The organism is Aurantimonas manganoxydans SI85-9A1 (assembly GCF_000153465.1).
GTDB lineage: Bacteria > Pseudomonadota > Alphaproteobacteria > Rhizobiales > Rhizobiaceae > Aurantimonas > Aurantimonas manganoxydans.
Genome location: NZ_CH672387.1, coordinates 2,470,250 through 2,496,563, shown reverse-complemented (window position 1 = coordinate 2,496,563; position 26,314 = coordinate 2,470,250). Strand labels below are relative to the sequence as shown.

23 protein-coding genes and 5 pseudogenes are annotated in these 26,314 nt (G+C 63.9%); 17 read left to right on the top strand and 11 right to left on the bottom strand.

Going from position 1 to position 26,314, the window contains the following annotated elements; genetic code table 11:
- Positions 1-19: 19 nt before the first annotated feature.
- Positions 20-517, top strand: coding sequence for an IS110 family transposase (locus SI859A1_RS22110; RefSeq protein WP_009209984.1), 498 nt, complete (start codon positions 20-22; stop codon positions 515-517).
- A 252-nt stretch (positions 518-769) separates the two neighbouring features.
- On the opposite strand, the pseudogene SI859A1_RS11770 reads toward SI859A1_RS22110, so the two are convergent.
- Positions 770-1,303: pseudogene (locus SI859A1_RS11770) on the bottom strand (IS30 family transposase); the annotation flags it as partial.
- A gap of 278 nt (positions 1,304-1,581) precedes the next feature.
- Here SI859A1_RS11770 and SI859A1_RS11765 point away from each other — a divergent pair.
- From SI859A1_RS11765 to SI859A1_RS11710, 13 genes and pseudogenes are all read left to right on the top strand, one after another.
- Positions 1,582-2,061 carry a curli assembly protein CsgF gene (locus SI859A1_RS11765; RefSeq protein WP_050767518.1) on the top strand — a complete coding sequence of 160 codons (480 nt, stop codon included), beginning with the start codon at positions 1,582-1,584 and terminating at the stop codon, positions 2,059-2,061.
- A gap of 54 nt (positions 2,062-2,115) precedes the next feature.
- Positions 2,116-3,318 carry a CsgG/HfaB family protein gene (locus SI859A1_RS11760; RefSeq protein ID WP_009209981.1) on the top strand — a complete coding sequence of 401 codons (1,203 nt, stop codon included), beginning with the start codon at positions 2,116-2,118 and terminating at the stop codon, positions 3,316-3,318.
- Positions 3,319-3,434: 116 nt separating this feature from the next.
- The gene (locus SI859A1_RS11755; RefSeq protein WP_161600126.1) at positions 3,435-4,199 is read left to right on the top strand and encodes a response regulator transcription factor; all 765 of its coding nucleotides are present in this window, start codon (positions 3,435-3,437) and stop codon (positions 4,197-4,199) included.
- A 1,122-nt stretch (positions 4,200-5,321) separates the two neighbouring features.
- On the top strand, positions 5,322-6,914 hold the full coding sequence (locus tag SI859A1_RS11750) for a beta strand repeat-containing protein (RefSeq protein WP_009209979.1): 1,593 nt from the start codon (positions 5,322-5,324) through the stop codon (positions 6,912-6,914).
- 124 nt (positions 6,915-7,038) lie between these two features.
- The gene (locus SI859A1_RS11745) at positions 7,039-8,139 is read left to right on the top strand and encodes a hypothetical protein (protein WP_040325735.1); all 1,101 of its coding nucleotides are present in this window, start codon (positions 7,039-7,041) and stop codon (positions 8,137-8,139) included.
- A 123-nt stretch (positions 8,140-8,262) separates the two neighbouring features.
- Positions 8,263-9,684 (top strand): hypothetical protein, encoded by a 1,422-nt coding sequence (locus SI859A1_RS11740; protein ID WP_040325734.1) that lies wholly within the window; start codon positions 8,263-8,265, stop codon positions 9,682-9,684.
- Between the two features lie 159 nt (positions 9,685-9,843).
- A complete protein-coding gene (locus tag SI859A1_RS11735) occupies positions 9,844-11,319 on the top strand; it encodes a hypothetical protein (RefSeq protein ID WP_161600125.1) in 1,476 nt (491 codons plus the stop codon).
- Positions 11,320-11,482: 163 nt separating this feature from the next.
- Positions 11,483-11,944, top strand: a complete 462-nt coding sequence (locus SI859A1_RS20370) for a hypothetical protein (RefSeq protein ID WP_161600124.1) — start codon at positions 11,483-11,485, stop codon at positions 11,942-11,944.
- A 32-nt stretch (positions 11,945-11,976) separates the two neighbouring features.
- A complete protein-coding gene (locus SI859A1_RS20365; protein WP_050767515.1) occupies positions 11,977-12,762 on the top strand; it encodes a hypothetical protein in 786 nt (261 codons plus the stop codon).
- Between the two features lie 8 nt (positions 12,763-12,770).
- A complete protein-coding gene (gene csgH / locus SI859A1_RS11720) occupies positions 12,771-13,148 on the top strand; it encodes a curli-like amyloid fiber formation chaperone CsgH (protein ID WP_009209974.1) in 378 nt (125 codons plus the stop codon).
- A 119-nt stretch (positions 13,149-13,267) separates the two neighbouring features.
- Positions 13,268-13,999, top strand: coding sequence for an AprI/Inh family metalloprotease inhibitor (locus SI859A1_RS11715; RefSeq protein WP_009209973.1), 732 nt, complete (start codon positions 13,268-13,270; stop codon positions 13,997-13,999).
- Between the two features lie 578 nt (positions 14,000-14,577).
- Positions 14,578-14,828 (top strand): annotated as a pseudogene (locus SI859A1_RS20940) (IS3 family transposase); the annotation flags it as partial.
- A gap of 379 nt (positions 14,829-15,207) precedes the next feature.
- Positions 15,208-16,428, top strand: coding sequence for an IS256 family transposase (locus SI859A1_RS11710; protein WP_040325647.1), 1,221 nt, complete (start codon positions 15,208-15,210; stop codon positions 16,426-16,428).
- Positions 16,429-16,434: 6 nt separating this feature from the next.
- On the opposite strand, the gene SI859A1_RS11705 is transcribed toward SI859A1_RS11710, so the two are convergent.
- From SI859A1_RS11705 to SI859A1_RS11690, 5 genes and pseudogenes are all read right to left on the bottom strand, one after another.
- Positions 16,435-16,620, bottom strand: a complete 186-nt coding sequence (locus tag SI859A1_RS11705; protein ID WP_040325732.1) for a hypothetical protein — start codon at positions 16,618-16,620, stop codon at positions 16,435-16,437.
- On the bottom strand, positions 16,620-17,894 hold the full coding sequence (gene tviB / locus SI859A1_RS11700) for a Vi polysaccharide biosynthesis UDP-N-acetylglucosamine C-6 dehydrogenase TviB (RefSeq protein ID WP_040325731.1): 1,275 nt from the start codon (positions 17,892-17,894) through the stop codon (positions 16,620-16,622). Before tviB ends, SI859A1_RS11705 begins: the two co-directional genes overlap by 1 nt.
- Positions 17,891-18,901 carry an NAD-dependent epimerase/dehydratase family protein gene (locus SI859A1_RS11695; RefSeq protein ID WP_009209970.1) on the bottom strand — a complete coding sequence of 337 codons (1,011 nt, stop codon included), beginning with the start codon at positions 18,899-18,901 and terminating at the stop codon, positions 17,891-17,893. Before SI859A1_RS11695 ends, tviB begins: the two co-directional genes overlap by 4 nt.
- Before the next feature lie 53 nt (positions 18,902-18,954).
- A complete protein-coding gene (locus SI859A1_RS21850; protein ID WP_081451385.1) occupies positions 18,955-19,155 on the bottom strand; it encodes a hypothetical protein in 201 nt (66 codons plus the stop codon).
- 46 nt (positions 19,156-19,201) lie between these two features.
- A pseudogene (locus SI859A1_RS11690) lies at positions 19,202-19,489 on the bottom strand (integrase core domain-containing protein); the annotation flags it as partial.
- A 3-nt stretch (positions 19,490-19,492) separates the two neighbouring features.
- On the opposite strand from SI859A1_RS11690, the pseudogene SI859A1_RS21480 reads away from it, so the two are divergent.
- Positions 19,493-19,636, top strand: a pseudogene (locus SI859A1_RS21480) (transposase); the annotation flags it as partial.
- 175 nt (positions 19,637-19,811) lie between these two features.
- Here the strand turns inward: SI859A1_RS21480 and tnpC are convergent.
- The 4 genes from tnpC to SI859A1_RS11670 all read right to left on the bottom strand — a co-directional run bounded on the left by tnpC (position 19,812) and on the right by SI859A1_RS11670 (position 23,518).
- Positions 19,812-21,444 (bottom strand): IS66 family transposase gene (gene tnpC / locus SI859A1_RS11685; protein ID WP_085931395.1). Its coding sequence is split into 2 segments (ribosomal slippage): positions 19,812-20,993 and positions 20,995-21,444, totalling 1,632 coding nucleotides; the frame shifts between segments, so codons are not numbered across the junction.
- Between the two features lie 72 nt (positions 21,445-21,516).
- The gene (gene tnpB / locus SI859A1_RS11680; RefSeq protein ID WP_009209967.1) at positions 21,517-21,864 is read right to left on the bottom strand and encodes an IS66 family insertion sequence element accessory protein TnpB; all 348 of its coding nucleotides are present in this window, start codon (positions 21,862-21,864) and stop codon (positions 21,517-21,519) included.
- Positions 21,861-22,256, bottom strand: a complete 396-nt coding sequence (gene tnpA / locus SI859A1_RS11675; protein WP_040325730.1) for an IS66-like element accessory protein TnpA — start codon at positions 22,254-22,256, stop codon at positions 21,861-21,863. Before tnpA ends, tnpB begins: the two co-directional genes overlap by 4 nt.
- A 209-nt stretch (positions 22,257-22,465) precedes the next feature.
- Positions 22,466-23,518, bottom strand: a complete 1,053-nt coding sequence (locus tag SI859A1_RS11670; protein ID WP_009209966.1) for an IS110 family RNA-guided transposase — start codon at positions 23,516-23,518, stop codon at positions 22,466-22,468.
- A 65-nt stretch (positions 23,519-23,583) separates the two neighbouring features.
- Between SI859A1_RS11670 and SI859A1_RS11665 the strand changes: the two are divergent.
- Positions 23,584-24,149: pseudogene (locus SI859A1_RS11665) on the top strand (DDE-type integrase/transposase/recombinase); the annotation flags it as partial.
- Between the two features lie 209 nt (positions 24,150-24,358).
- Complete coding sequence (locus SI859A1_RS11660; protein ID WP_009209964.1) at positions 24,359-25,438, top strand: IS5/IS1182 family transposase; 1,080 nt, start codon at positions 24,359-24,361, stop codon at positions 25,436-25,438.
- A gap of 203 nt (positions 25,439-25,641) precedes the next feature.
- On the opposite strand, the gene SI859A1_RS11655 is transcribed toward SI859A1_RS11660, so the two are convergent.
- Positions 25,642-26,127, bottom strand: coding sequence for a hypothetical protein (locus tag SI859A1_RS11655; RefSeq protein WP_009209963.1), 486 nt, complete (start codon positions 26,125-26,127; stop codon positions 25,642-25,644).
- Positions 26,128-26,314: the final 187 nt, after the last annotated feature.

The window sequence follows — 26,314 nt, the reverse complement described above, 5'->3', positions numbered from 1 at the left end:
AACTTGATGTCTCCCCCAGATGCGCCTGATCGCCGAGGCGCTGATGAAGGCCAGAAGCTCGGTCCACGATCAGATTCGGTTGCTAGACAAGCGTCTCATGGCGATCGCCAAGACAACGCCGACCGCCCGCCTGTTCATGACGGCGCCAGGTTTCGGTGTCATCACCGCCCTTTCAGTCGCCTCCGCGTTCGATAACGCCTCACGCTTCAAACATTCATCGAGCGCAGGAGCCTATCTCGGACTGACGCCGCGTCGATATGAGTCCGGCGAAACGAGCCGCAACGGGCGAATATCAAAGCAGGGAAACTGCATGACGCGGAAGCATCTGTACGAGGCTGCCACGACCTTGCTGACGCGCAATCTGAAGTTCTCCACGCTCAAGGCCTGGGGAATGAAAATTGCCAAGGCTTCCGGCTTCAAGAAGGCGCGCATCGCCGTAGCCAGAAATATCGCCGTCATCCTCCACGCCATGTGGAAAACAAACGCCCCATTCCGTTGGAGCCAAGTGACAGCATGATGACCGAAATGCTGCCAGACTGACCAACGGATGCGTCCCCGCCGGGACGTATGGCGCGGATTAGGCCGACCCTCTGAATGCAGTGCCAAACCGGTAACTGCGAGGACCACTTTGGCTGATCCACCATCTGACGCCAACATGCGGCGACCATCGAGATCGACCGCGGAGAGAACCAAGAAGCCCGGCGTGTGTACTTACGTTACAAACGACCCTTGACCCATGCGATTAGAGAACTTCAGTGGGGGCAGACCACACCGAGGAGCGCAGGCCGGGAGCAACACGCCGGAAGACGGCTGTCATCGCTGCGATGGTTTCGGCGGCGGTCTTTCCGTTCAGCCTCGTGGCGAGCGTCACACGGGTCTTTCGCTCATGAAGGACGAGAACCGGGCGAGCGCGCTTGCAGATGACAAGATCAACCTCCCAATGCTCGACCTGTCGGCGATCCTCGACCTCGGCCGGACGGTCATGGATGGAGCGGCGGTTCTTGATCGTATCGCGCGACAGGCGTGCTCTCATCGGGCGGCGCGTCCTGCGCCGGCGCAGGAGATAGCGCCAGAGCTCCTGGGCCTTCAGCGAGGCGCGATAGACGGAGGCGTAGATGGTCTCGGTGGCGAGCACGCGCAATTTCGGCTCCGCACCATTCTTCAGTCAGCCCGCGACCTGCTCCGGCGAGCAGCCTTCCGACAGGCGCTCGATGAAGAACTGGCGCAGGCGCCCGTCACTCTCGAGCACGGCATCCCGCCTCCTGCACTCGATATAGGCTCCGTCGGCTACGAGCGGCGAATAGCAAGCCGACTTCGGCGAAGCAGTAGCCCTGATCAACGGTGTACAGAAAGGAAAAAGGCATAGCATCAATGCGCGCCGAGCTCCTTGCTGCGCACCTACAACGTCCGTCGTGGACACCAATCGTCTGCAGACGTCGTTCATGATGTGTGACGAAAATGCCGCAACGTCGGCATAATGCCTGTTCATGGACTCCCTATTTCAGGTTGCAGCGTGCTAGGTGACGTAAGGGTCGGGTGCTCAGGGAGCATGCGGAGCAACTTTTGGCCGAGGGGAAGAAAATGGTGAGGAAGATTGGCGTCGTTTGCTGGGCAGTGCTTATTTTCGCTGCTGCGTCGCATACGGCGACAGCCGGCGATCTCGTCTACACGCCGGTGAACCCGTCGTTTGGCGGCAATCCGCTCAATTCCTCGCACCTTTTCGCGATTGCCAACGCCCAGCGTGACGCGACGGCGAGCGATGCCGACGATGGCCTGTCGGGGGGCAGCAGCATCGGCGGCGGCGGCGGCGGAGCGGGCAACAGCCAGGCTGATCTATTCGTCAGCCAGCTTCAGGGGCGGCTGCTCTCGGCGCTCGCCTCCCAGGTCACCGAGGCGATCTTCGGCGAGAACCCGCAGGATAGCGGCACCGTGACCTTCGGCGACACGAGCGTTACCTTCTCGCGGACGCTGGATTCGATCCGTTTGACCATCGTGAACGGCGCGGACGGCACCGTGACGGACATCGTCGTTCCGCAACTCGTCACGTCAAGCCTAAATTGATCTGCAGGAGGCCCTGTTCGTCAGAACCTGGTCGTGCTTGCCTGAGGGGAAACCATGTTGAGTTGTATCTGGACCCGGGGTGGCCCGCGGCTGGCAGTGATGATCGTCGCCCTGGCTTCGCTTTCCGGCTGCGTGACCCAGGAGGCGTTCACGGATACGCCGCCCGTGATCGCGCCGGTATCGCGGCCTAATGACGATCTCCGTCGCGTGCCGCCACCGAGGCAGAAGACCGTCGTCGCGGTCTATGGCTATGAGGATCTGACCGGCCAGTTCAAGGAACGGGAAAACGTCCAGTCGCTATCGCGCGCGGTGACGCAGGGTGGCGCCTCGATGCTGATCCAGGCATTGCAGGACGCCGGCGAGCGGCGCTGGTTCACCGTGCTGGAGCGCGCCGAGCTGGATAACCTCCTGAAGGAGCGTCAGATCATCACGGAGATGCGCCGGCTGTACCGTAACGAGACGCAGCTCGATCCGAAAGTGGTTCCGCCGCTTCTGCATGCCAACATCATCATCGAGGGCGGCATCATCGGCTACGACACCAACATCATGACGGGTGGCGTGGGCGCCGGCTTCCTCGGGATCAGCGCCGACACCAAATACATCCACGACGTCGTGACCGTGACGCTCCGGGCCGTGTCGACGAAGACCGGCGAGGTCCTGACCACGGTGACGGTCCGCAAGGCGGTCGCATCCTATGCCCTCCAAGGCGGCGCATTCCGCTACGTGAAGATTGACGAGCTCTTCATGGCCGAGGCCGGCGTCACCTACAACGAGCCGAAGCAGATCGCGGTCCAGTCGGCGATCGAGAAGGCCGTCGAGGGGCTCATCGTCGAGGGCGCCGATCTCTCGATCTGGGAGTTCAGCGATCCGGCGGCCGGCCGCGCCTATGTCGAGGCCTACAAGGCGCAGGAGTACGGCGAACAGCTGACTGCGGCGGCCCAGACCCTGCCGCGTCCGGCGACCGAGGCTGCCGCCGATTCCGTGCAGACGGTCCCGGCGGCCCCGGTGCGCGTTTCCCAGCGCTCTGCCCGTCCGGCGAGCTCGCCGGCAGCCGCGCCGCGCGTGGTAACGCAGCCGCCTGCGCAGCAGAATCTGCGGCAGTTGCCCGGTGTTCCGAGCAATGCGCCGATCCAGCGCCAGATCGAGGAACAGGCACCGCGGCAATTGCCGCCTGCACCGGCTCCTGACGAAGACGCGGTCGGATCGATGGAACCGAGCGAGGCGAACCCGGCACGGGTCGCAGCCAACGTCGGCTGAACCGGCCGGTGAATGGATCAGTCTCCCCTCCGTTGTCCTGTGCCCCACCCGTCGCGCAACGCTTGGCTCAGGTCTCGGCGAAAACGGGAGCTCAGGACAGGATGTCTCATCCTGGGTTGGCGACGCCATTGAAACTGGTGGTGGCGGACGGGCACGCGCTGTTCCGGGCAGGTTTGCGCTATCTCCTGCAGGAGCTGGCGGATGTCGTCGAAGTCCACGAGGCTGCCACTGCCGACGAACTCTGGCAGTTGTTGTCAGCCGGCAGCTACGACCTGATCCTCGTCGACCATCTTCTTGGCGGCCTGGAACACGGGTCGGAGATCGGCAATATTCGCCGCCGCACGGGCGGGGCACCCGTCGCGGTCGTGTCGGGCAAGGACGAGCCCGCAATGATCCGTGCTGCGCTGGATGACGGGGCCGCAGGGTTCATTCCCAAGGATTCTTCGCCGCGCCTGATGATCCAGGCCCTGAACCTCATCCTCGCCGGCGGATTCTATCTGCCGCCGACGATCCTGTCGCTGCTCCCACGGGTGCGGGCAGGCGAGCGCCCCGATCCGCAGCGCGTTTCGCTGACGGCGCGCCAGGCGGAGGTGTGGAACCACCTCGCCAAAGGCGCCTCCAACAAGCAAATTGCCCGCTCGCTCGGCCTTTCCGAAGGCGCCGTAAAGGCGCATGTGGCGGGACTTCTGCGTCTGCTTGGCGCGCGCAACCGGACGGAGGCGCTGGTGCGCGCCGGCGCGGTCGGCTGGACGAGTGGCGATGCGCCGTGGCAGCATCGCGGTGATCGCGACGAGACGAATGGCGTGGACGGCGCGGCGAGGCCTGACCGGCGCCTGGGCTCCGACGCCGAACCCGAAGGTTCCAACGTCGGACAGGATTAGCGGTGCTCGCGCGCCAGGTCTGGGTATCTGGCGAGCACCCGGCCATCGCGTGGTGGCAGGTCGCGCCGACGAGCGGGCCACCGGAGCTCTCAGGCGCCGGTGGAGAGCCGATCACCGTTTCGCCAACGACGCCATCCGCAGCCACACCCGGCAAGAAGCCGACGGGTTCGCCGCCTCGTGCGCCCGTCCCCGAATCGCGTCTGGCCCCGGACCTGACCCGCAGTGCTTCGGGTAGCCATCATTTCCTTAGCACGGAGCTTGTCGGTCGCCGCCGCAGCGATCGCTGAACCCCCGTGCGGGCGTCATCCGTGTGCACATTGTGAGCTGAGGCGCAACGACAAATCGGGCCGTATAGCAAGCCGGAAGAATTCGTCGTGACTGGTAACATGCAGAACCCAATCCCATCACAAGAACCTCAGAAAATTCTTGAAATCGATCCGCGATCGGATGCACAGGCAGTTTGCCGCAGGACATTTTCGCTGAAATGCCCCTTGCCACGCTTCGAGGCCGCCCGACTGCTTTGAACGGCCTGGCCGTTATCCCGGCCCTTCTTATCGACGGCCATTCAGCCTGGTCAGACGGCTCAAGTCTTCATCCATTCGGCTAGGTCGCTCAGCCAAGGGGCAGTCTTGGGCGAATAGAGCTGCGCTATCCATCTGTTACTATTGATCTATCTCAGGTGCACCGATGCCGCTCAATGCATCCGTGGCCGACGTCGGCGATGGGGGCCGCCACTTCGAACGAGCGCACCCTTAACGTTACCAAGGGGTAAAAGGACTCACTCGACGTTCCGTGATTGACCCTTCGACAGCAAATCTTCTAAAGGGTTAGGAAGTCGTTAAAGGGACGGTAAAGACAACGATCCTGAAGTAGCGGCAAAGGGGAGGGAGAAAGTCCGAAGAAAATCTTACGGGATCGACGCAGGGAGAGATTTCTGCGAGCGCCTTCGGCTTGTCCGTGCTTCGCCACGGCGACGACCTCTCCCACCTTGGCCGCGTCAGTGGCCGATGCCGAGGCGCCAGACGTGTCTCGAACAGACCCGGAAGGCCTGGGAGGCCCCGGTCAACAAGCAAGGTCAACGACGCTGCGGCGTGATGCCGGGCGGGGGAACAGGGGTAACACATGACGAACCTGAAGAGCGTACTTCTGGCCGCGACGGCCATGGGCATGATGGCTGGCGCCGCTCACGCCCAGTCGAACGGCAACGTCGCCGATGTCGAACAGATCCAGCAGGGCAACACCGCTTCCGTCACCCAGTCGAACAGCTCCGGCAACGAAGCGTTTCTTCTGCAGAACGGCACCACCAACGAGGCCGACATCCTGCAGTCGGGTGCGGGCGACAACATCGCTGGCGTTGAAGGCAATGCCATGACCCAGACGGGCACGTCGAACGTCCTCGACGTCGAGCAGGTCGGTTCGGGCAACGAAATCGGCACCGGCGGCGCCGGCGTCGACCAGACTGTCGGCCGGAACGAGGCGACGCTCACCCAGACCGGCACGGACAACACCATCAGCAACGTCCAGCAGGCGGGCCGCGGCACCAGCGGCGCCAACGTCCTGACGATCGTGCAGGGTGCGACCCTGAACACCGTGACCACCGCCAGCCAGACCGGCCGGAACAACGAAGGTTCGATCGACCAGTCCGGCGGCGGCAACCTGGTCACCTCGTTCTCGCAGACCGAGGTTCCCGGCAGCTTCTTCGGGCTCCCCACCACCCGTCCCGGCAACGAAGCGACCGTCACGCAGTCGGGCGAAAACAACGTCCTCGCATCGGTCAGCCAGCGTAGCGACCGTCTCGGCGGCAAGAACACGCTGACCATCGACATGACCGGCAACGGCAATGGCGGCGGCGGACTCTCCGGCCAGGCCGCCGCTTCCGGTGCGACCGCGAGCACCCTGTCGCAGACCGGCGAAGGCAACGCGATCGGCATGATCGTCTCCGGCACGACCGCCCAGTTCGGCATCACCCAGAGCGGCTCCGACAACGCGGCGACGGGCATCGACCTCGCCGGCACGAACAACCAGCTCGGCATCCGTCAGATCGGTACCGAGAATGCCGTAAGCCTCTCCATGATCGCCGGCCTCGCCAACAATGTCGGCATCGAGCAGTTCGATTTCGGCAACGACGCCAGCGTCTCGATCAACGGGGTTTCCAACGGCAACCAGGTGGGCATCAGCCAGGACGGCCCGATCGGCAGCTTCGGCCGGACGAACGACGCCACGGTGACCATCAACAACGGCTCGGACAACACGTTCACGGTCCAGCAGACGTCGTCGTTGTTCGGCGGCAACAACACCGCCACCGTCTCGCTCACCGCCGGCAACAGCAACCAGCTGAACATCGACCAGACCGGCTCGTTCTTCGGCGAGCGCAACGAGGCGACCGTCACCCTCTGGGGCAGCTTCAACAACGTCGGCGCCTTCGGCGGTAACGATGCCGGCTCGCTCGGCCTAACCTCCGGCAACCTGATCCAGGCCGGCGCGGGCAACGACATCACCATGAGTGTCGGTGACGCCGGTGCCTCGAACGGCAACGTCTTCGCCTTCTCCCAGATCGGCGATGACAACATGATCGACGGCTCGATCAACGGCAACGGCGGTGCCGGAACCGGTATCAGCACGGGCAACCAGGCCGCGGTCGTTCAGGCCGGCAACGGCAACAGCGCGACCTTCAGCCAGACCGGCTCGGGCAACGTCCTCGGCGTCAGCCAGTAAGTCCTGCGAAGGGGCGGCGTCAGCCGCCCCTTCCTTGCCTCATCCCATTTCATAGCCGGCGTTGCGGCCGTGCCTCACCCCGCCGAAGGCGGCCAGGCCAAGCCCCTCGTCGAAGGAGCCGATCATGAAGAAGTCCCTCAAGGCGACGCTGCTCTCGGCGTCCATCCTCGCCCTCGGCGCCGGCAGCGCGTTCGCCGACGACAACGACGCCTTCACCCTGCAGTCGGGCACGGACAATACCGCTCTCATCCAGCAGAGCGGGTCGGGCAACCAGGGCGGTCTTGCGCCGGTCGCGCAGAACGCAACGCAGGCCGGCAGCGGCAACATGCTGTCGATCAAGCAGCTCGGGTCCACCAGCCAGGTCGGAACGGGCACGCTCGGCGTCGACCAGACCGGCACCATGAACAAGCTGACGATCATCCAGTTCGCCGGATCGAGCGGCAATGCAGTGCTGAACGTGCAGCAGACCGCGAACTTCACGACCAACTCGACCTCGACGAACGTCGCATCGGTCTCCCAGACCGGCGGGACCGGCAATGTCGTCGACACGATCTCGCAGACGATGACCGCCGCCGGCCCGCAGAACTTCATGACCATCGTCCAGGACGGCTCCTCCAACGGCGTCGGCGGCTTCCAGCGGTTCAGCTTGGCCGCCGAATTCGCCGCGCAGAACGGACTGCAGCTCGCCTCGGTCTCGCAGAGCGGCGCGAACAACAACTTCAACTATCGTGCTGACGGCAACTCGAACCAGTTCGCCGTGCGCCAGACGGGCGGCAATACCTCGCTCGTCGCTTCCGTGGTCGGCGACTCGAACCAGCTCTTGGCGCGTCAGGCAAACGGCGCGGTGGCAACCGCCACCATCGCCGGCGACAGCAACGCGCTGGTCTTCAACCAGGGCGGCGCCGGGATCATCGCGGATGTCACCATCACTGGCGACCTCAACAACAGCAACGGCCTTGGCGGCTTCTCCGGCGACGCCCGCTCGGCGGCCTACGGCTTCCAGCGTCCGGGGCTGATCCAGCAGTTCGGCTCGAACCAGCTCGTCTCGCTCGACGTCGATGGCGACTCCAACCGCTTCTCGGTCAACCAGGCCAATCGCGGCAACCGCGCCACGGGCAGCATCGCGGGCGACGGCAACCAGGCCGTCGTCAACCAGGACGGGGTCTCGAACACCGCGACCTTCTCGCAGGTCGGATCCGGCAACACCCTCGGCGTGAGGCAGTGATCAGCCGGGGGCGGCCTTCGGGCTGCCCCTCGTCCCCTTGACCCGTTTCACCAGCGCGCTGCGGCAGTGCCTCGAACCGCGACAGCGGTCAGGCCGATGCCCTCGCCAGCAAAGGAAAAGATCATGAAGAAGTCCCTCAAGGCGACGCTGCTCTCGGCGTCCATCCTCGCCCTCGGCGCCAGCATCGCCTTCGCCGACGACAACGACGCTTTCACCCTGCAGTCGGGCCAGGACAACACTGCCCTCATCCTTCAGAGCGGCGTCGGCAGCAACGTCGCCGGCTCCAGCGATCACGCCATCACTCAGGACGGCGACGACAACACGCTGCGGATCGAGCAGATCGCGGACGACATCCGGGGCGGCCGGCAGAACTTCGTCGGCGCCGGTTCGGTGGACGCTGTCGACAATGATTACGCCGGCTTCCTGCAGCAGGGAGACGACAACACCGCCACGATCCGCCAGGACGGCGACCGGAACCGCGTCTTCCAGCTCAAGCAGATCGGGAACGACAACGGCGCGACTGTGAGCCAGACCGGCAGCTTCAACGGCGTCACCTCGATTTCCCAGTCGAGCGACGGCAACAGCGTGTCGGTCACCCAGACCGGCAGCCAGAACCTCGTCGGTCGCAGCCAGTACCGTGCGCTGCCGCGGAGCAGCCAAAACGAGACGGAGAGCGGCATCTACCAGAACGGCGGCAACAACACGCTGACCATCTCGACGGTGGGCGATCGCAACCGCACCTACGTCGCGGCGCAGAATTCCACGGGCTTTGCCGCAGGCAACCAGGCGAGCCTCGAGATCCTGGGCTCCGACAACGGGCAGACGGGCTTCGGCACCGGCTTCGCGGCCGGCCTCGGCATGGACTCGCGCTTCGTCGTGGCCGGACTCGAGCGCAGCGTCGTTCGGCAGACCGGCTCCAACGGCCTCGACGTCACCATCAACGGCAACGACAATGCCTATGGCTTCATCCAGACCGGGACGGCGGGTCTGACGGCCTCGGTCAGGGGCTCCGACAACCAGCTCGCGGTCGGCCAGAACATCGGCATCGGCCAGGCACTGCGCGACGACGCGATCGTCACCATCACGGGGTCGGGCAACGACGTCGGCCTCAACCAGACGACCAACAGCGGCGCCTCGGCGCGGGTATCTGCCGACATCGACATCGACGGCAGCAACAACCGGCTCGGCATCACCCAGACGCAGAACGGCAATGCAACGTCCTCGCTGGTCGTTTCGCTAGTCGGTTCCGGCAACAACGCGACGTCGCTCGGCGGCTTCACCGGCGATGCAGGGTCGATCTTCTTCAACCGGACCCCGGGCTACCTGGAGCAGGGCGGCAGCAACAACACGATGGAACTGAAGGTGGGCGCGGTCGGTTCGCCGTCCGACAACAACCTGTTCTCGATGCGCCAGTCGTCTTCCAACAACACGATCAACGGCACTATCATGGGCAGCAACAACCAGGCCGTCGTCTCGCAGTCGGGTGGCGACATGGCGACCTTCACCCAGAACGGCAGCTTCAACAACATCGGCGTCCGGCAGTAAGCCAGGCGACGAGAAACCGGTTGGGGCGGCTGGATGCGTGCATCCGACCGCCCCGCCATTCGATCAGAAGGCGGTCGAGACGGTCGATCGCATCACAGTGGCAGGAGACGTAAAATGGTCCGACGGCCTTTACCCGGTTTGATGCTGATCGCGTCCGCCATGCTTGTTCCGCTTGCCGCCGCCAACGCCCAGACCGCCGGCGACAACTCCGTCTTCATCGGCCAGACCGGCAACACCAACGCGATCGCCATCGAGCAGGACGGCAACGGCAACGTCGTCGGCGGCCCGACGGACGGCTTGCCGCTCGGCCAGGACGGCCGCGACAACCAGATCACCATCCGGCAGACCGGATCGAACAATTCCGTCGCCACCAACACCCGTACGGGCGTGCGGCCGAGCCTCGGGCTGGTCGCCACCGGCACCGGCCAGCTCGGCAACCGCAACGTCATCGACATCATCCAGGACACGCCCTTCTTCGGCTTCGCCAGCACGGCGATCGAGGCGATCCAGCAGCAGGCGCTCGCCGCCTTCAGCGCCGCCGGCGCCGCCTCGAACGAGCTGGTGCTGCGCCAGTCCTCGCTGGCCGGCGCCCAGTCGGTCGGGCAGGTGATCCAGACCAACACCGCGGCCGGACCGGACGAACGGGTCACCAACCGCGTCGCCATCACGCAGACCGGCGACATCGCCGGCGACAACACCGTGGTGACCGTCCTGCAGAACGGCGCCGGCAACAACGCTGGCATCCTCCAGACCCAGGCCGGCCAGCAGATCGGGACGGTCCGGCAGATCGGCACCGAGAACGCCGCCGGGATCGAGCAGTCCAACGGCCTCGACAACGCCGTCCTCAGCGTCGAGCAGAGCGGCATCCTCAACCGCCTGGAACTGCTGCAGAGCGGCTCGCGCAACCAGGTCGCGCAGATCCTGCAGAACAACGACGGCGTCGGGATCTCCGGCAACAGGGTCACCCTGACGCTCGCCGGCAGCGACAATGGCGGCAACGGCGCCACCGACAATTTCAGCATCATCCGCAACGCCGCGGCCGTCTACCAGGCCATGATCTTGCAGATCGGCGACGACAACAGCGTCAGCTACGTCACCTCCGACGACAGCACCGGGAACCTCTACGGCTTCTCGCAGGAAGGCGACGGCAACGGCGCGACCGGCACCGTGTCGGGTGACGAGAACGAGATGGCGGTCCGGCAGATCGGCGACGACAACAGCTTCACCTTCCTGCAGAACGGCACGGCGAACGCCGCCGCGGCGGACTTCGCCGGGGAGCGCAACCGGGTCGCCCTCAGGCAGAACGGCACCGGCAATCTCGCGGTCGTCTCGGTCAGCGGCAACAGCAACAACGCCCTGCAGGTGACCGGCTTCACCGGCGACCGCCTGGCGGTGGCCACCGCCGAGGGGCTGAAGCCCGGCGACATCGTGCAGGCCGGCACGCTCAACACGGTGGACGTCATCGTCACCGGCGACCTGAACGCCTTCGCCTTCTCGCAGAAGGACCAGGACAACCGGATCTACGGCCTCGCCTCGGGCACCGGGAACCAGGCCGTGGTGACCCAGGCGGGAACTGCAAACGTTGCGTCTTTCTCGCAGCGAGGAAAGGGGAACGGCTTGGTGATTCAGCAGTAGAAGCCGACAATGCGCCGCCGATGTGCGGAAAATGCTGCTGTTGCTCAAAATTCCAGAGGTGGGCGAAAAATGTTATTAAGGCTTGCGCGCCATAATCCGGGTAAGATCAACCCGGAGCAGTTCGATGTATCGGATGCGTGCATGCCTCACTGTCGCGGTCCTGTTGACGACCTTTCCGGCCGCGGCCGACAATTCTCTTGTGATCCTGACGGATCCGAATTCGCTGAACGCTACGGAACTGACGATCGCCGGCAGCGGCAACGGCCTCAGCATCTTACAGGAAGTCCCGCTGAGCGCCGCCGTGACGAACAAGGTCCGCGTCAGCCTGACGGGCGACCGCAATGGCGGTCCGGTGGGGTCGACCTTCACCAGTGCGGCCTTGAGCTCCGGCCTGATGCCGGGCACGCTGACGCAGCGCGGACAGGGCAACATGATGAGCCTCGACGTAATAGGCTCGAACAATCTCTTCGCCATGCTGCAGCAGGGCGACGGCAACACCATCGTCGGCTCGATCTCGGGCATCGGCAACCAGGCGGCCGTCCAGCAGTTCGGCGGCAACAACTTCGCCTCCTTCTCCCAGACCGGGATGGGGAACAATGTCAGCATCACCCAGAGGTCCCGCTAAGGCAGGGATCTCGCATTCGGAAAGGTTCCGGCATGCGTCCCTCCCTTCTTGGCTCAGCCATCGCGGCCCTGGCCATGTGGTCCGCGGTCGTTCCGGCGAGCGCCGAGGACAACACGCTGACGATCCTGCAGACCGGCACGGGCAACTCGCTCTTCGTTGACCAGTCGCAAGCCAGCGGCAGCACGATCGGCGGCCTCTCGCTCGGTCGGTTCGGAAGCCTTCTCAGCCTCGACGAGAGCTCGTCGCAGCTGGGCGGCAACAACCGCGCCACGATCACCGTCACCGACGACGGCGCAGATGCAGTCGCGAACGGCGGCGAGGTCTATCTCTACCAGAACAACACCGGCCAGACCGTCGGGGCGACCCAGCCGGGCGGGGCCCGTGTCGGCGACCTCGACGGAGCCAACGTCGCGACCATCAACGCCCTCAACGGCAGCAACGCGCTCGTCGGCCAGTACGGCGTCGGCAACAATGCCACGGTCAACGTGACAGGACCGCTTTCCGGCACCCTGACCGGCGGCGAGGCCATCAACGGGACGGTCATCCAGGTCGGCAACGGCAATCTCGGCAGCGTCAACGCCGGCGCCGGCACGCAGGGCACCGTCGTCCAGCTCGGCAGCGGCAACACCAACGAGCTCGACATCGAGGGCTCCCCGCCGGGCACGTCGGTCGTCTACACCCAGATCGGCAACAACCTGACGCCGGGGACCAGCGCCCAGGTTTTCACCACCGTGCCGGGCACGGTGACGGTGACCCAGACCGGCTTCGGCAGCGTCGCGACCCGCGGCGCCGTGACCGTCACCCAGACCGCACGCTGAGTGCGGCGATGCGCGCGGCAGGACGACATTCGGCCCTCCTCGCCGCCGGGATCATGCTGGTGACCGGCGGTGCGAGCCGGGCGGCCGAGCCGGGCGCGATCGCGGCGATCGTGGTGGAGCCGACGGACGACGGCGTGCGGATGACCGGCCGGGCCGTGGCGCTTTCGGTTTTGTCGGTGGACGCGAAGATGACCATCGAGCGGTCGGGCAGCGGCGGCCGCACCTCGACGTCGCAGGGCGGGCGCTTCACGCTCGAAAAGGGCGAGAGTGCCGACGTGGCCACGGTCGGGCTGTCCATGGCGGCGGGCGACGCGCTCTCGGTGGAACTGGTGCTGAGCGTCGACGGCCGGACGATCGCGCGGAGCGTCGTCGAGACGGCACCGTAGCGGACACGAGATCGACCCGTCCGGCCCGGAGCGCTTCCGGCCGGACGGTTTTCGCGAGGAACAAGCCGGACTGCCGCAAGAGAGCGCGGTCAGACGGCCAGGGACGGGGACGGGGAAGAATGAACATCATGAATATTGCCGGGCTGTCGCTCGTCATGGCCCTGGCGGGCCATTCGGCGGCCAAGGCCCAGAGCGAAAGCGACTTCGTCGCCGCGTTCTCCGGCGACTGGCAGACGCTGGATCCGGCCTATTCGGACGGCGGCGCCTGTCGCGTGTCGCTGGCGTCCGAGAAGTCGGGCGCCAATTACGCACTGACGGCGCGCAATTGCGGCGGCGACCTTGCCGGCATCGGTGGCTGGGGCATCGTCGGCAAGCAGCTCGCGCTGCTCGGCGCCGACGATCAGGTGCTGGCCCGCATGGGCGGCAACCAGATCCGCATGAGCGGCGACACCGAGACCGGCAAGGCGCTGGTCTTCGAGCGCATCCGCGAGACGGCGGTCGCGCCGGCACGGCCGGTGAACGACGAGGAATGCGTCTTCTACGGCTACACCGCGAGCTGCGCCAAGCCGGAGGACTTCGTGCAGCCCGAGTCCGCCGCGCCCGGCGAAGCGGCCAAGGCCTCGGTGCTCGTGCGCCTCAACGCCCGGGCGGAAGCCCGCCCCGACGCCCCAATCGTCTCCACCATCCCGGCCAACACCTGCGTCGTCGTCGACCAGTGCACGACGGCGTCAGACGGGTTGTGGTGCAAGGCCCAGGTCGCCAGCTACACCGGCTGGATCCCGCAGAAGGCGGTCCGGCAGGGCCGCTGGCCGGTCCTCACCTTCGCCGGACAGTGCCAGATGGTGAACTGACACTCACAATTGCAGCAAGAGGGGCTGCTTCGCCGAATATGAGGTCGTCATAACGACCATATACCGACCATAGAAAACGCCATATTTTTCCCCCACCACACCATACGCACTAAAGCTGCAGTCAGGGGAGATCCGACTGGCGACGGGGTCGTTTGGGCTTCTCTCATCATGTTGCCGAAAGCCTGGATCGGCCTTCGACCATTCATTCACACTGGTGCGCTTTCTCTGCGCAAAGTTCTTTGCGGACCGGCGCCGCTCGATCGCGCGCTGTTGAGGGCTTGCTCCCTCGCGTCGCCTGCGTCGGTGCGCTCTCGCTAGCGGAATTGCCTGCGCGGACATTTTGCAGGAACGGCCAAGGCAGGGACTGTATGACGTCATTCAGTTTGACGATATCAACCGGCCTCGGCGCCTTCTTCGTCCCATAGCGCTTTGTCATGCCGGTCTCGGCATGTCCCATGAGCGCCTTCATAACCTCTTCGCCGCGTCCTGCTTGTGTGATCCGATCCTGAGAGCCGTGAATAGCCCCTAGATTTGTAGACGCCTTCTTCCCTAATTTTGAGGCAAGTCCAGCATGGACTTGGGCCGCCTTCCTCAAGCACCACAATCTTGAGCATTCGATGAGCCGGCGGGGAAACTGTCACGACGCCGTGGCGGAGAGCTTCTTCAACCTGCTCAAACGGAGGGGATCCGGAGAAGGGTCTACCGGACGCGTGAAGAAGCCAGGCAGGACGTGTTCGACTACATTGAGATGTTCTACAACCCAAAGCGAACGCACGCCAGAAACGGGGTGCTGTCTCCCGTCGATTTCGAACGGCAGGAAAAAATCTAGCCCGAGGGCGTCCGAGAAACTAGGGGCTATTCAACGAACCGATCGGCAACATCCCGCCCGCTGAAGCAGAAGCTGCATACTATCCCGATCTTGAGGCCATGCCGATCGCTGCGTAGGACAAACCAAACGGTCTCCGGGAAACCCGGCCCGCTTCAGCTTGTTGTGATCGAGGATCCAACTGCCCCAGGTGAACCGATCACCCGCAATGTCGTAAGGACGCACGACCCCGCAGCGAACCCTGTCCTTCCGCTAGGTCACAAAGTAATGTTCCGTACCGGCGGCCTCGCGCGCCTTGTACGCTTCGATCCATCTGAGCTGGTCCTGGGACTGTCAGGAATTCCGTGTGTGAGCGGGCATAATGGGACCGAAGGAGAGACCCATGGCCCGCCGCAAAGAACCCAGCATTCCTGACGCGCTTCTCGACCAGCTTCTGTCTGGCGCCGATCCGAAGACTGCCTTCGACCCGGGCGGTTTGCTCGACGGCCTGAAGAAGGCATTCGCCGAGCGTGCCCTGAACGCCGAGATGGATCACCATCTGGCCGGCGAGAACGGCGCCGGAAACGGCCGTAATGGCTACGGCCGCAAGACCGTGACGACGGACAGCGGCAAGTTCAATCTTGCCGTGCCGCGGGATCGGCAGGGCAGCTTCGACCCGCAGCTCATTGCCAAATATCAGCGGCGGTTCCCGGGCTTCGACGAGAAGATCATCTCGATGTATGCCCGGGGAATGAGCAATCGGGAGATTGTTGGGCACCTTCACGATCTCTACGGCGTCGATGTTTCTGCGGACCTGATTTCGGTGGTCACGGACGCCGTTCTGGAAGAGGTCGCCGCCTGGCAGGCCAGGCCACTGGAGGCGGTCTATCCGATCGTGTTCTTCGATGCTCTGCGTGTGAAGATCCGCGACGAAGGCTTCGTCAGAAACAAGGCGGTCCACATCGCCCTTGGCGTGCGCGCCGACGGCACCAAGGAGATCCTCGGCCTCTGGCTCGAGCAGAACGAGGGCGCCAAGTTCTGGCTGCGGGTCATGAACGAGATGAAGCACCGCGGCGTTGAGGACGTCCTGCTTGCCATCGTCGACGGGCTGAAGGGCTTTCCTGAGGCCATCGTCGCCGTCTTCCCTGAAGCCACCGTCCAGACCTGTATTGTCCATCTCCTGCGCCACAGCCTCGACTTCACGTCCTACAAGGACCGCAAGGCCGTCGCGGCCGCGCTAAAGGACATTTACCGAGCGGCCGACGCGGTGGCAGCCGAGAAGGCCCTGACGGCCTTTGAGGAAGGCGAATGGGGCCACCGATACGCAGCCATTGGGCAGAGCTGGCGCCGGGCCTGGGCCGAGGTCGTTCCGTTCTATGGCTTCCCCGAGGAGGTCCGCAGAATGGTCTATACGACCAACGCTATTGAGGCTTTGAACTCAAAACTGCGCAGGGCTGTCCGGGCTCGAGGCCACTTCCCGACCGACGACGCTGCGATGAAGCTTCTCTTCCTGGTCTTGAATCAATCGGAGAAGGAGTGGAAAATGCCGCCTCGTGAGTGGGCAATGGCCAAAGCGCAGTTCGCCATCCTCTACGGTGAGCGCTTCACACAGGCCATGGCCTGAAATTGTTCAACCGCCCGCCCACACACGGAATTCCTGACAGTCCCGCTGGTCCTCGACCGTACCTGTGACGGTGGACAGATGGCCGCTGTAGCGCGGATCCATCCGCAGCCCGTGCATGTAAGCAGCGTCGTCCGGCAGGCCGAGCCGCAGAGAAAGGCGAATGCCGTCGATACGGGACAAAGGCGCATGCATCACAGCCTCAGATCGCTTTCCTGCACATCAAGCACGTTTTTGAGGTCATACAGTACGTGATCGGCCTTGCCGAAACAGCGCATCGCGCCTGCACCCATCGCCTTGAACTCCTCATGTGCCACGGCCAGAACGATCCCGTCATAGACGCCGTCCTGCGGGATCTGAACAAGATCGAGGCCGTATTCGTGACGCGCCTCTTCCGCATCCGACCAAGGATCGTGCGCATCAACCTGGACACCGTAGTCCTGCAGCTCACGGACCACGTCGACGACGCGGGTGTTGCGCAGGTCAGGGCAGTTTTCCTTGAACGTCAATCCAAGGACCAAGACCCGCGCGCCATCCACCTGGATCCGGCGTTTGAGCATGGCCTTGACCAGTTGCCCGGCAACATAGGCACCCATGCCATCGTTGATGCGCCGTCCGGCAAGGATCACCTGGGGGTGATAGCCGATCACTTCGGCCTTGTGGGTCAGGTAATAGGGGTCCACGCCGATGCAGTGGCCACCGACGAGCCCCGGACGGAAGGGCAGGAAATTCCACTTGGTGCCGGCTGCCTTCAGCACGGCCTCGGTGTCGATGCCCATCTTGTTGAAGATGATTGCCAACTCGTTGACCAGCGCGATGTTCAGGTCGCGCTGGGTGTTCTCGATCACCTTGGCAGCCTCGGCCACCCGAATGCTTTCGGCCTTGTAGGTGCCTGCCGTGACGATGCTGGCATAGAGCGCGTCGACCGTATCCGCGACATCGGGGGTAGAGCCGGATGTCACCTTGCGGATATCGGTCAGCCGGTGCGTCTTGTCGCCGGGATTGACCCGTTCGGGGGAGTAACCGACGAAGAACTCGTCGTTGAAGGTCAGCCCCGATTCACGCTCCAGTACGGGTACGCAGTCGTCCTCCGTGGCACCGGGATAGACAGTGGATTCGTAGATCACGATATCGCCAGGCTTCAGGACCATGCCCAACGTTTCGGACGCCCTGAGCAACGGCGTCAAATCTGGGCGCTTGTACGCGTCGATCGGCGTCGGAACGGTGACGATGTAAATGGTCGCCGCTGCAAGATCTGCAGGGTCGGTTGTGAAGGACAAATGCGCAGCGTTTCGAAGTTCATCCTCCGAGACCTCTAATGTGCTGTCGCTGCCCTTGCGCAGCGCGTCGATACGCCCCGCATTGACGTCAAAGCCGATGACAGGGCGGGTCTTGCCAAACTCCACGGCGAGGGGGAGGCCGACGTAGCCTAGGCCGATGACGGCTATTGCGTGGGTATCTGACATCATTTCCCCGAATACTCTCTGTACCAGTCGACAAATCGCGCGATCCCGACTCGGAAATCGGTCTGGGGTCGATAGCCGGTCAATTTTTTCAGAAGTTCGGCATTGGCCCAGGTCGCGGGCACGTCGCCCGTCTGCATGCCCATGTAGTTCCGTGAGGCTTTCTGGCCGAGGCATTCCTCGATCGCGTCCACGAAATCCAAAAGGCGCACCTTGTCGGAATTGCCGATGTTGACCACGCGGTAGGGCGCCACGGGCGAAAGACTGTCGCCATCTGGCACGACGCCATCTGCGGTCCGAACAGGTACCGCATCCATCAACAGGCGGATGGCACGGACCAGATCATCGACATATGTAAAGTCCCGGTACATGTCGCCGTGATTGTAGATGTCGATCGGGCGACCATCGAGGATCGCGTCGACGAACTTGTACAGCGCAAGATCCGGCCTTCCCCACGGACCGTAGACAGTAAAGAACCGGAACATCGTGGTGGGCAAATCATGCAGGTGAGCATAGGCATGCCCCATGCTCTCGTTGGCCTTTTTCGTCGCGGCATAGATCGTGAGCTGGGTGTCGGCCCTTTCCGTCTCGACGAACGGCATGTCGGTATTGGCACCATAGACCGATGAGGTCGAGGCCATCAGCAGATGCTGCACCCGCAGCCTGCGTGCTGTCTCCATTACATTGAATGTGCCGATGACATTGCTGTCGAGATAGGCGCGCGGGTTCTCGAGGCTGTACCGAACGCCGGCCTGGGCGGCGAGGTGAACTATGACATCCGGCGCGAAGTCGTCCGCCACCTGGACGAACAGCGCCTGGTCCTCCAGCATGCCTTCGGTTGCAGCAAAGTTCGCGTTTTGCAGAAGCATCTGATGACGCCGCTGCTTCAGCCTCACATCGTAATAATCGGTGATCCCGTCGTAACCGTGCACAACGAAACCCTCAGAAAGCAGCAGCTTGGCAAGATGGAAGCCGATAAAACCAGCGGTGCCGGTAATCAGAATGCGTTTCAATGGAAAATACCTTGAACAAGGACGGTTCGTTGTGGCGTGGGGCTAGAAATGGCTCAGTCACCATAGCTGACGCCGTGATTGGGCGCGGATCGTGTCCCGGGGCGTTGTGTAGGAGCGCCGACCTTCAGAGAGGTTCGAACTGATCGAGCGGCCAGGGCGGGCAGATTGACGGATGGATTGTCGGCGATGCGGGCGAGCGTTTCAAGGCTCATGTAGCGTCGCGCCACGGCCCATTCATCGTTGGTCTCAAGCATCAGGGTGAACCGCCCCGGGTTTCCCGGAGAACATTTTTTTCAAGTCCTACGCGGCTATCGGCACGGCCTCAAACTTGGCGTAGTATGCGTCTTCCGCCTCGGCGGGCGGGAGGTTGCCGATCGGTTCGAGCAGCCGGCGATGATTGAACCAGGCGACCCATTCGAGGGTGGCAAACTCGACGGCTTCGAAGCTGCGCCACGGCCCGTGCCGATGGATCACCTCGGCCTTGAAGAGACCGTTGATCGTCTCGGCCAGGACATTGTCGTAGCTGTCGCCGACGCTTCCGACGGAGGGCGCGATGCCGGCCTCGGCCAACCGCTCGGTGTAGCGGATGAGGCTACGCTGTATAACTGGAAGGCGAAGTATGGCGGAATGGATGTGTCCGACGCCAAGCGCCTGAAGGCACTGGAAGACGGGAACGCGAAGCTGAAGAAGCTGCTCGCTGACCAGATGCTGGAAGCCTCGGCACTCCGCGACGTCCGATCTACGGTCTCCCATTATCAAAAAATGTATGGTCCGCCCCGTCCGTGCAAGGGATCGCGACATCGCGGATGACGATTCCAGTTGCATAAATGTATCCGGCCTCTCGCGAGTGGACTGCTGTTGCAGCGTAACCATCCGGCCTGAACCGCGGCGGGCGAGGGCTGAGCATCGGCTACGCGGCTGCCCGCTCGACCCGGTGATGTTTGGCCGGCCAGTTCCACGGCAGGAGCTCGCCGAGGCGGGACTGCGGTGTGTCGGCGATGCGAGCGAGCACGTCGGCGAGCCAGGCCTGCGGATCGACGTCGTTCAGCTTGGCGGTGGCGATCAGTGTCAGCATGAAGGCGCAGCGGTCGGCTCCACGATCGCAGCCGGCGAAGAGCCACGACTTGCGGCCGAGCGCCAGGCCGCGGATCGCCCGCTCCGCCGCATTGTTGCTGAGGCAGATCCGGCCGTCGGTGGTGAAGCGGGCAAAGCCCTCCGAGCGCGTCAGCATGTAGTCCATGGCCTTGGCGACCGGCGCGTGGCGCGACAGGCGCGCCCGCTCGGTTCGCATCCAGTCCTCCAGATCGGCGAGAACGGAAACGCTCCGCTCCTGCCGGACGGCAAGACGCTCTTCGGCAGAACGGCCGTTCACCTCGCGCTCGATGTCGAACAGAACGTCGATGCGCTTCACCGCCTCCAGCGCCAGCGGCGAGATCGGTGCCGCGTTCTTTCCCCGCCGGGCGCTCCGGTCGATGTCGGCGAGTTCGAAGAACTTGCGGCGAGCGTGGCTCCAGCACAGCGCCTGGGTCAGCGGCCGCGGATGCCGGTTGCCGTCATAGAGGCGGCCATATCCCGAGTAGGCGTCGGCCTGAAGAATCCCGCCATAGCCTGTGAGGTGGCGCTCGGGATGCTTGGCTGTGCGGTCGCGGGAGGCGTAGAACAGGGCTGCCGGCGGCGCCGGACCGTCAAACGGCCGATCATCACGGACATAGACCCAGACCCGGCCGGTCACCGTCTTGCCCTTGGTCAGGATCGGCACCGTCGTGTCGTCGCCGTGCAGGCGCTCTGCAGCGAGAACATGCCGCTCGATCAGGTCGTGCAGCGGGCGAAGGACAGGGACGCATGCGCCAACCTGGTCTGCCAGCGTCGACAGGCTGAGGTCGATCCCCTCGCGGGCATAGCGCTCGGATTGCCGGTTCAGCGGCTGATGCTGGCCGTACTTCTCGAACAGGATCATCGCGAGCAGGCTCGGGCCGAGGAAGCCGCGGGGCGTGGGATGGAACGGCGCTGGCGGCTGGGTGATCTTCTTGCACTCCCGGCAGGTGAACTTCTCCCGCACGGTCTGGATCACCTTCCACTGTCGCGGGATCACGCTCCAGCGTCTCGGTAATGTCCTCACCGAGCTTCGACAGGCGGCCCGAGCCGCAGCACGGGCATTCGGTCGGCGCCGGAACGACCACCCGCTCTCTCGGCACATGCTCGGGAAACGGCTTCTTCGAGGGGCGCTTGCGAATGAATGCCTGAACGCTGGTCGTCTTCGCCGCGGCCTGCTCGGCCGCGAGTTCGTCCTCGGTAGCGGCAGCCTGCGCGTCTTCGAGCTGCATCTCGAGCTGGTCGAGGAGACGCGCCTTCTTCTCGGAACGCGTCCCGTAGAGCTCGCGCTTGAGCTTCTCGATCTCCAGCGTCAGATGCGCGATCAGGGCTTCGGCGTGCGAGGCCTTCGCCCTTCTGTTGGCCACTTCGGCTTCCGCCCGATCGGCACGCCGTTCGGCCGCCGCGAGGGCGGCCTTCAGGGTGGCGATGTCGTCCGGCGCGGCGGCCATGGCGGAAGGCCCGAAGCAGTTCGTGACAAAGCCGATTCTGCCATAGAACCCCTGCAACACAAGGAGTTTGTTCTATCCCCCCGCGCTCGGGCGCCAGGTTCTCTGCGGATGACGCCAGTCGATCCCCTCGAGCAGATAGCCGAGCTGCGCCGGCGAGATCGTCACTGCTCCATCCGCCGGCGACGGCCAGATGAAGCGGCCCCGCTCCAGCCGCTTCACGAACAGGCAGGCGCCCTGGCCGTCATGCCAGATGACCTTGATCAGGTCCCCGCGCCGGCCACGAAAGACGAAGAGATGGCCGCTCGCAGGATCACGCTTCAGCGTCTCCTGCACCAGCAGCGACAGGCCGGGAAAGCCCTTGCGCATGTCGACATGCCCCGTCGCCAGCCAGACCCGTACCCCGCTCGGGACCGGGATCATCGGCGCCGATCCACAACGGCGATGACCCGCGCCAGAGCCTCGGGAGCGACACCGGCGTCGACAACGATCCGCCGACCGCCCGTCAGGATGATCTCCATGCGAGAGGATGTCGCCACGCTCTCTTGCCTCGGCAACTCCGGTGCCGGTGCGAGCACCGCGGGGACGAACGTCGGCACGGGATCCGGTCCGGCTGGCTCGTCTCGAAAAGTCCGCCGCCATGTCGCCAGTTGCGATCGCGATATCCCGTATCGACGTGCCGTCGCCGACGCCAGCCGCGGGGCCGCCATGCTCTCGACGACGATCTTCAGCTTCTCCTCGTCGCTCCAGCGACGACGCCGACCCATCTCGACGATCTCAAGCCGCTCAAAGGCTCTGTGCGTATTCCTGTCCATACGCACTGTTCTCAGGCCGAAAACATCTCTCCCGCAAGGCGGCCTTCACCGCAGACGTACGTTGCAGCCAGGCCATGATGAGATCCGCGCACGCCGTTCCCAATAAATGGTTCGGGCACGAAGCCCGCTTTTTTGCACAGGGCTTACGGCATGCTGACCCACTGTTTCGTCATCGCTATTCCCGAGCCTTGCAATCGAGCCGGAAGCATTCAGGCGAATGCAGGATCCCTGCGTTCGTAGAGCGCTCCCGGCTTGGTCAGGACAACCCAAACGATGCGCGCCATCTTGGCGGCGAGCGCGACAACCGCCTTGTTCGGGTGCATTCGACTCTGTAGCCCATCAAGCCAATTTCCAAGACGGTCCCGGGTTCGATCCAGGTGCCGGAAACAGGATCGAGCGCCGTGCACAAGAAGTTTGCGGACGTAGCGGTTCCCGCGCTTGCTGATGCCGAGGAGCTTCTGCTTACCTCCGGTCGAATGTTCCCTCGGAACCAGGCCCAGCCATGCAGCCAGATCACGAGCCTTCCGGAACTGGCGTCCATTGCCGACGGCCGCAAGAAGGGCTGTGGCGCCTAATGCCCCGATCCCGGGGATCGTCATAAGCCGGCGGGCAACATCTTCTCGGTCCGCAATCGCAGCGATCTCTTTCGTCATCCCGTCGATACGCTGCTCCAGCCGGCGCAGATCGGCGAACAAGTCCGTGAGAAGTCTGCGCATCGCCGGCGAGAGGTCGTTCGACGCATCGTCGAGGACACGCGGCAAGTCGAGCTTGAACAGGCCCGCTCCCTGTCTCAATGCAAGGCCGTACTCCAGGCAGAAAGCCCGCATCTGGTTGATGAGACGAGTTCTCGTGCCGATCATCTGATCGCGTACCCGATGCAACGCCTGGAGGTCAGCCTGTTCCTCGCTCTTGATCGTCGCAAACCGCATTGTCGGCCGAGTGGCTGCCTCGGCGATGGCCTCGGCATCGATGATGTCGCTCTTGTTCGACTTCACGTAAGGCTTCACGAACTGCGCCGGGATCAGGCGAACCTTGTGTCCCAGCGCCTGCAGTCTCCTCGCCATCCATTGTGATCCAGCGCACGATTCCATGCCGACGATCGCCGGCGCGGCGCGCTCAAAGAACTGCAGCAGCGTATCGCGCCGGAAGCGAGCGCGCTGGACCGGCTCACCGCCGCTGTTCAGGCCCACGACGTGGAAGACGTTTTTGCCGATATCGATCCCGTAGACTGCCGCAGGACGCGGCGCATTGCGTGGGGACATTGCAACCTCCTTCGGTGTGACCAACCAGATAATGCTGCGAGAGGGCGGGGCGGATCATCCCATTAATGGTAGGGCCCGCCGCCAAGCGCGAAGCCGTCGCGCATCTGAAGGCCGTCATGGGCCTGTCGGAGCGTCGGGCCTGTTCCTTCGTCGGCGCCGATCGCAAGATGATCCGCTACCAGTCGTGCCGTCCGCCGGAGATCGAACTGCGCGGCCGGCTACGTGACCTTGCCAATGAGCGACGGCGCTTCGGCTATCGACGCCTGTTCGTCCTGCTGCGGCGGGAGGGTGAGCCGTCAGGGATCAACCGCATCTATCGGCTCTACCGGGAGGAAGGGCTGACGGTGCGCAAGCGCCGGGCCCGGGGACGCGGGCGCCGATCCTGGTCGCGGCGAGACCGAACGCGCGCTGGTCCAATGACTTCGTGCACGACCAGTTCGCCTGCGGGCGGCGCTTCCGTGTGCTCAACATCGTCGATGACGTCACGCGCGAATCCCTGGCGGCGATCCCCGACACTTCGATCTCCGGTCGGCGGGTGGCACGTGAACTGACCGATCTGATCAGGCATCGCGGCAAGCCGGAGATGATCGTTTCCGACCACGGGACCGAGTTCACCTCGAACGCGATCCTCCGCATATATCGAGCCATGCGGAGCGCAGAAGCTAATTTCAAGCCCAGCACTTCGCAATGGTGACGCATATAGATTAGATGCGATCGACCAAATTTTTGATCTTGTACTCGCATACAAGGGTTGGTTCTGTTAGCTGGACACCCGCAAGAACCTCGCTTGGCGGGGGATTTCGTGATTCACTCGGGCTGTCTTGATTTGGAGGCAGGTCGATGGATCAGCGGTCGTTTTTCGGGCTCTCGGAGCATCTGGAACGCCTGAGCAAGAACGGCGATCCGCTTGAGACGCTCGAGACGACCGTGGATTTCGAGCATTTCCGCGGCTGGTTGGTCGAGGGGCTAGGCTACGGCGACGGCTCCAAAGGCGGGCGGCCGCCGTTCGACCCCGTAGCGATGTTCAAGGCGTTGATCCTGCAGGCGCAACACAACCTCTCTGACGCGCGCATGGAATTCATGATCCGTGAGCGGCTTTCCTGGACGCGGTTCCTTGGGTTCGACCTAGGCGCTCCGACACCGGACGAGAACACCATCCGGCACTTTCGCAACAGGCTGACCGAGACGGGAACTTTGAAGCGGGTGATGAAGGCCTTCGACTGGCAACTGCAGAAGAAGGGCTACATCCCGATGGCTGGCCAGATCGTAGACGCCTCGCTGGTTCCGGCGCCGAAGCAACGCATCACCGAGGGCGAGAAGGCGGCGATCAAGGCCGGAAAGTCCGCCCGCGAAATCTGGCCCAACGAGCCGGCCAAGGCGGCTCAGAAGGATGTCGACGCCCGCTGGACACTGAAGATCGGCGGCAAGGTTCGGTATCGCCCGGGCGGTACGCCGCTGCCGATGATCGCGACGCCGGTCTTTGGCTACAAGTCCCACATCAGCATCGACCAGCGCTTCGGCTTCATCCGCGAGAGCGCGGTTACCTCTGCGGCGGCCCCGGACGGACGGCAACTTCGGCATCTCGTGAGCCGACAGAACACCGGTTCGCAAGTCTGGGCCGACAGCGCCTATCGTTCGGGGGAGAACGAGAAGTGGCTAGCGGAACGGATGCTGACCAGCCGCATCCACCGACGCAAGCCAGCGGGCAAATCGATGCCGAGAGCGATGGCAAAGGCGAATGCGAAAAAGTCATCCATTCGGGCTGCCGTCGAGCATGTGTTCGCGCACCAGAAGATCCGCTTCGGTCTCTTCATTCGCACCATCGGCCTTGCCCGAGCCGAGGCAAAACTGATGCTCGCCAACATCGCCTACAACATGGAGCGCCTGATCTTCCACGAACGTCGCGCGACCACGGCATGAGTCCGTTCAGAAACGGGCAGAAACGTCATGCGAACACCTTGGATCGCTCCAAGGACGGCGCCAGACCCGCGCTCCGCATGATCCCGCGGTGAAACCGCCAAAGCGGAGGGTTCTTGCGGGTGTCCAGCTTCGTCTGCGACGACCCGTAGGTCCGCATTGGGTCGACCTGCCGTTCCGCTTGGGCACCAAGTGTGAGGTTTCCACTATGCGGCGATTTCCCAAAGTTTTTTGGTACCGTCGGCGGACGACACCTGACGCACACGCTCGCGCTTCCTCAGGCTACTGAGGGTCGCGGAGAGGTTACTGGAGAAGCGTTTCAGTGCGGGATCTGCGGGATCAACACCGCGGCGCATGCCGATGGTTTCCGCACACTCGCCCGTCGAGATCGGCCGCCCGGCCTCGCGCAGCGTCTGGAACACTGCCTCGGCTTTGTTGATCTGCTGGAGCTGAAGCGGCAATGGTTGCCGCTGGACCTGAGCCTTCGGTGACGGTACCGCTACGGCCGCCGACGGGTCGTAGAAGCGGATAATGCCGTCGAAGGATGACAGAACCTCCTCCAGCGCCGAAATCCTCGCACTGAGCTTGGCAATCTCCGCCGCTACACTGGCCCTCGGGCCTTCAGATCGTCCTCGAAACCCATTGCCCAAACTCCCGCGAAACTCGCGGATTTGTACCCGGAAACGGCGCATCGATCTTGTGGCTTTTGCTACCTAATGCCGCACTTCAGTGGGGGCAAACCAAATAAAGGCACGCGCTGAAGGCTACCCAACAAGCAAACTAGCCGAGGTGGCGCACTCGTCTGGCGATTGACAGTAGGCAATTACGACCTTGGTCTTACGACGAACCGGCATAAAGTCTGATATTTGATAAGACAAA

Coding starts and splice junctions, on each gene's coding strand:
- SI859A1_RS22110 (WP_009209984.1), top strand. CDS start 20: ATGCGCCTGATCGCCGAGGCGCTGATGAAGGCCAGAAGCTCGGTCCAC.
- SI859A1_RS11765 (WP_050767518.1), top strand. CDS start 1,582: ATGGTGAGGAAGATTGGCGTCGTTTGCTGGGCAGTGCTTATTTTCGCT.
- SI859A1_RS11760 (WP_009209981.1), top strand. CDS start 2,116: ATGTTGAGTTGTATCTGGACCCGGGGTGGCCCGCGGCTGGCAGTGATG.
- SI859A1_RS11750 (WP_009209979.1), top strand. CDS start 5,322: ATGACGAACCTGAAGAGCGTACTTCTGGCCGCGACGGCCATGGGCATG.
- SI859A1_RS11745 (WP_040325735.1), top strand. CDS start 7,039: ATGAAGAAGTCCCTCAAGGCGACGCTGCTCTCGGCGTCCATCCTCGCC.
- SI859A1_RS11740 (WP_040325734.1), top strand. CDS start 8,263: ATGAAGAAGTCCCTCAAGGCGACGCTGCTCTCGGCGTCCATCCTCGCC.
- SI859A1_RS11735 (WP_161600125.1), top strand. CDS start 9,844: ATGCTTGTTCCGCTTGCCGCCGCCAACGCCCAGACCGCCGGCGACAAC.
- SI859A1_RS20365 (WP_050767515.1), top strand. CDS start 11,977: ATGCGTCCCTCCCTTCTTGGCTCAGCCATCGCGGCCCTGGCCATGTGG.
- csgH (WP_009209974.1), top strand. CDS start 12,771: ATGCGCGCGGCAGGACGACATTCGGCCCTCCTCGCCGCCGGGATCATG.
- SI859A1_RS11715 (WP_009209973.1), top strand. CDS start 13,268: ATGAACATCATGAATATTGCCGGGCTGTCGCTCGTCATGGCCCTGGCG.
- SI859A1_RS11710 (WP_040325647.1), top strand. CDS start 15,208: ATGGCCCGCCGCAAAGAACCCAGCATTCCTGACGCGCTTCTCGACCAG.
- SI859A1_RS11705 (WP_040325732.1), bottom strand. CDS start 16,620: ATGCATGCGCCTTTGTCCCGTATCGACGGCATTCGCCTTTCTCTGCGG.
- tviB (WP_040325731.1), bottom strand. CDS start 17,894: ATGATGTCAGATACCCACGCAATAGCCGTCATCGGCCTAGGCTACGTC.
- SI859A1_RS21850 (WP_081451385.1), bottom strand. CDS start 19,155: ATGCTTGAGACCAACGATGAATGGGCCGTGGCGCGACGCTACATGAGC.
- tnpB (WP_009209967.1), bottom strand. CDS start 21,864: ATGATCCCGGTCCCGAGCGGGGTACGGGTCTGGCTGGCGACGGGGCAT.
- tnpA (WP_040325730.1), bottom strand. CDS start 22,256: ATGGACAGGAATACGCACAGAGCCTTTGAGCGGCTTGAGATCGTCGAG.
- SI859A1_RS11670 (WP_009209966.1), bottom strand. CDS start 23,518: ATGTCCCCACGCAATGCGCCGCGTCCTGCGGCAGTCTACGGGATCGAT.
- SI859A1_RS11660 (WP_009209964.1), top strand. CDS start 24,359: ATGGATCAGCGGTCGTTTTTCGGGCTCTCGGAGCATCTGGAACGCCTG.
- SI859A1_RS11655 (WP_009209963.1), bottom strand. CDS start 26,127: ATGCGCCGTTTCCGGGTACAAATCCGCGAGTTTCGCGGGAGTTTGGGC.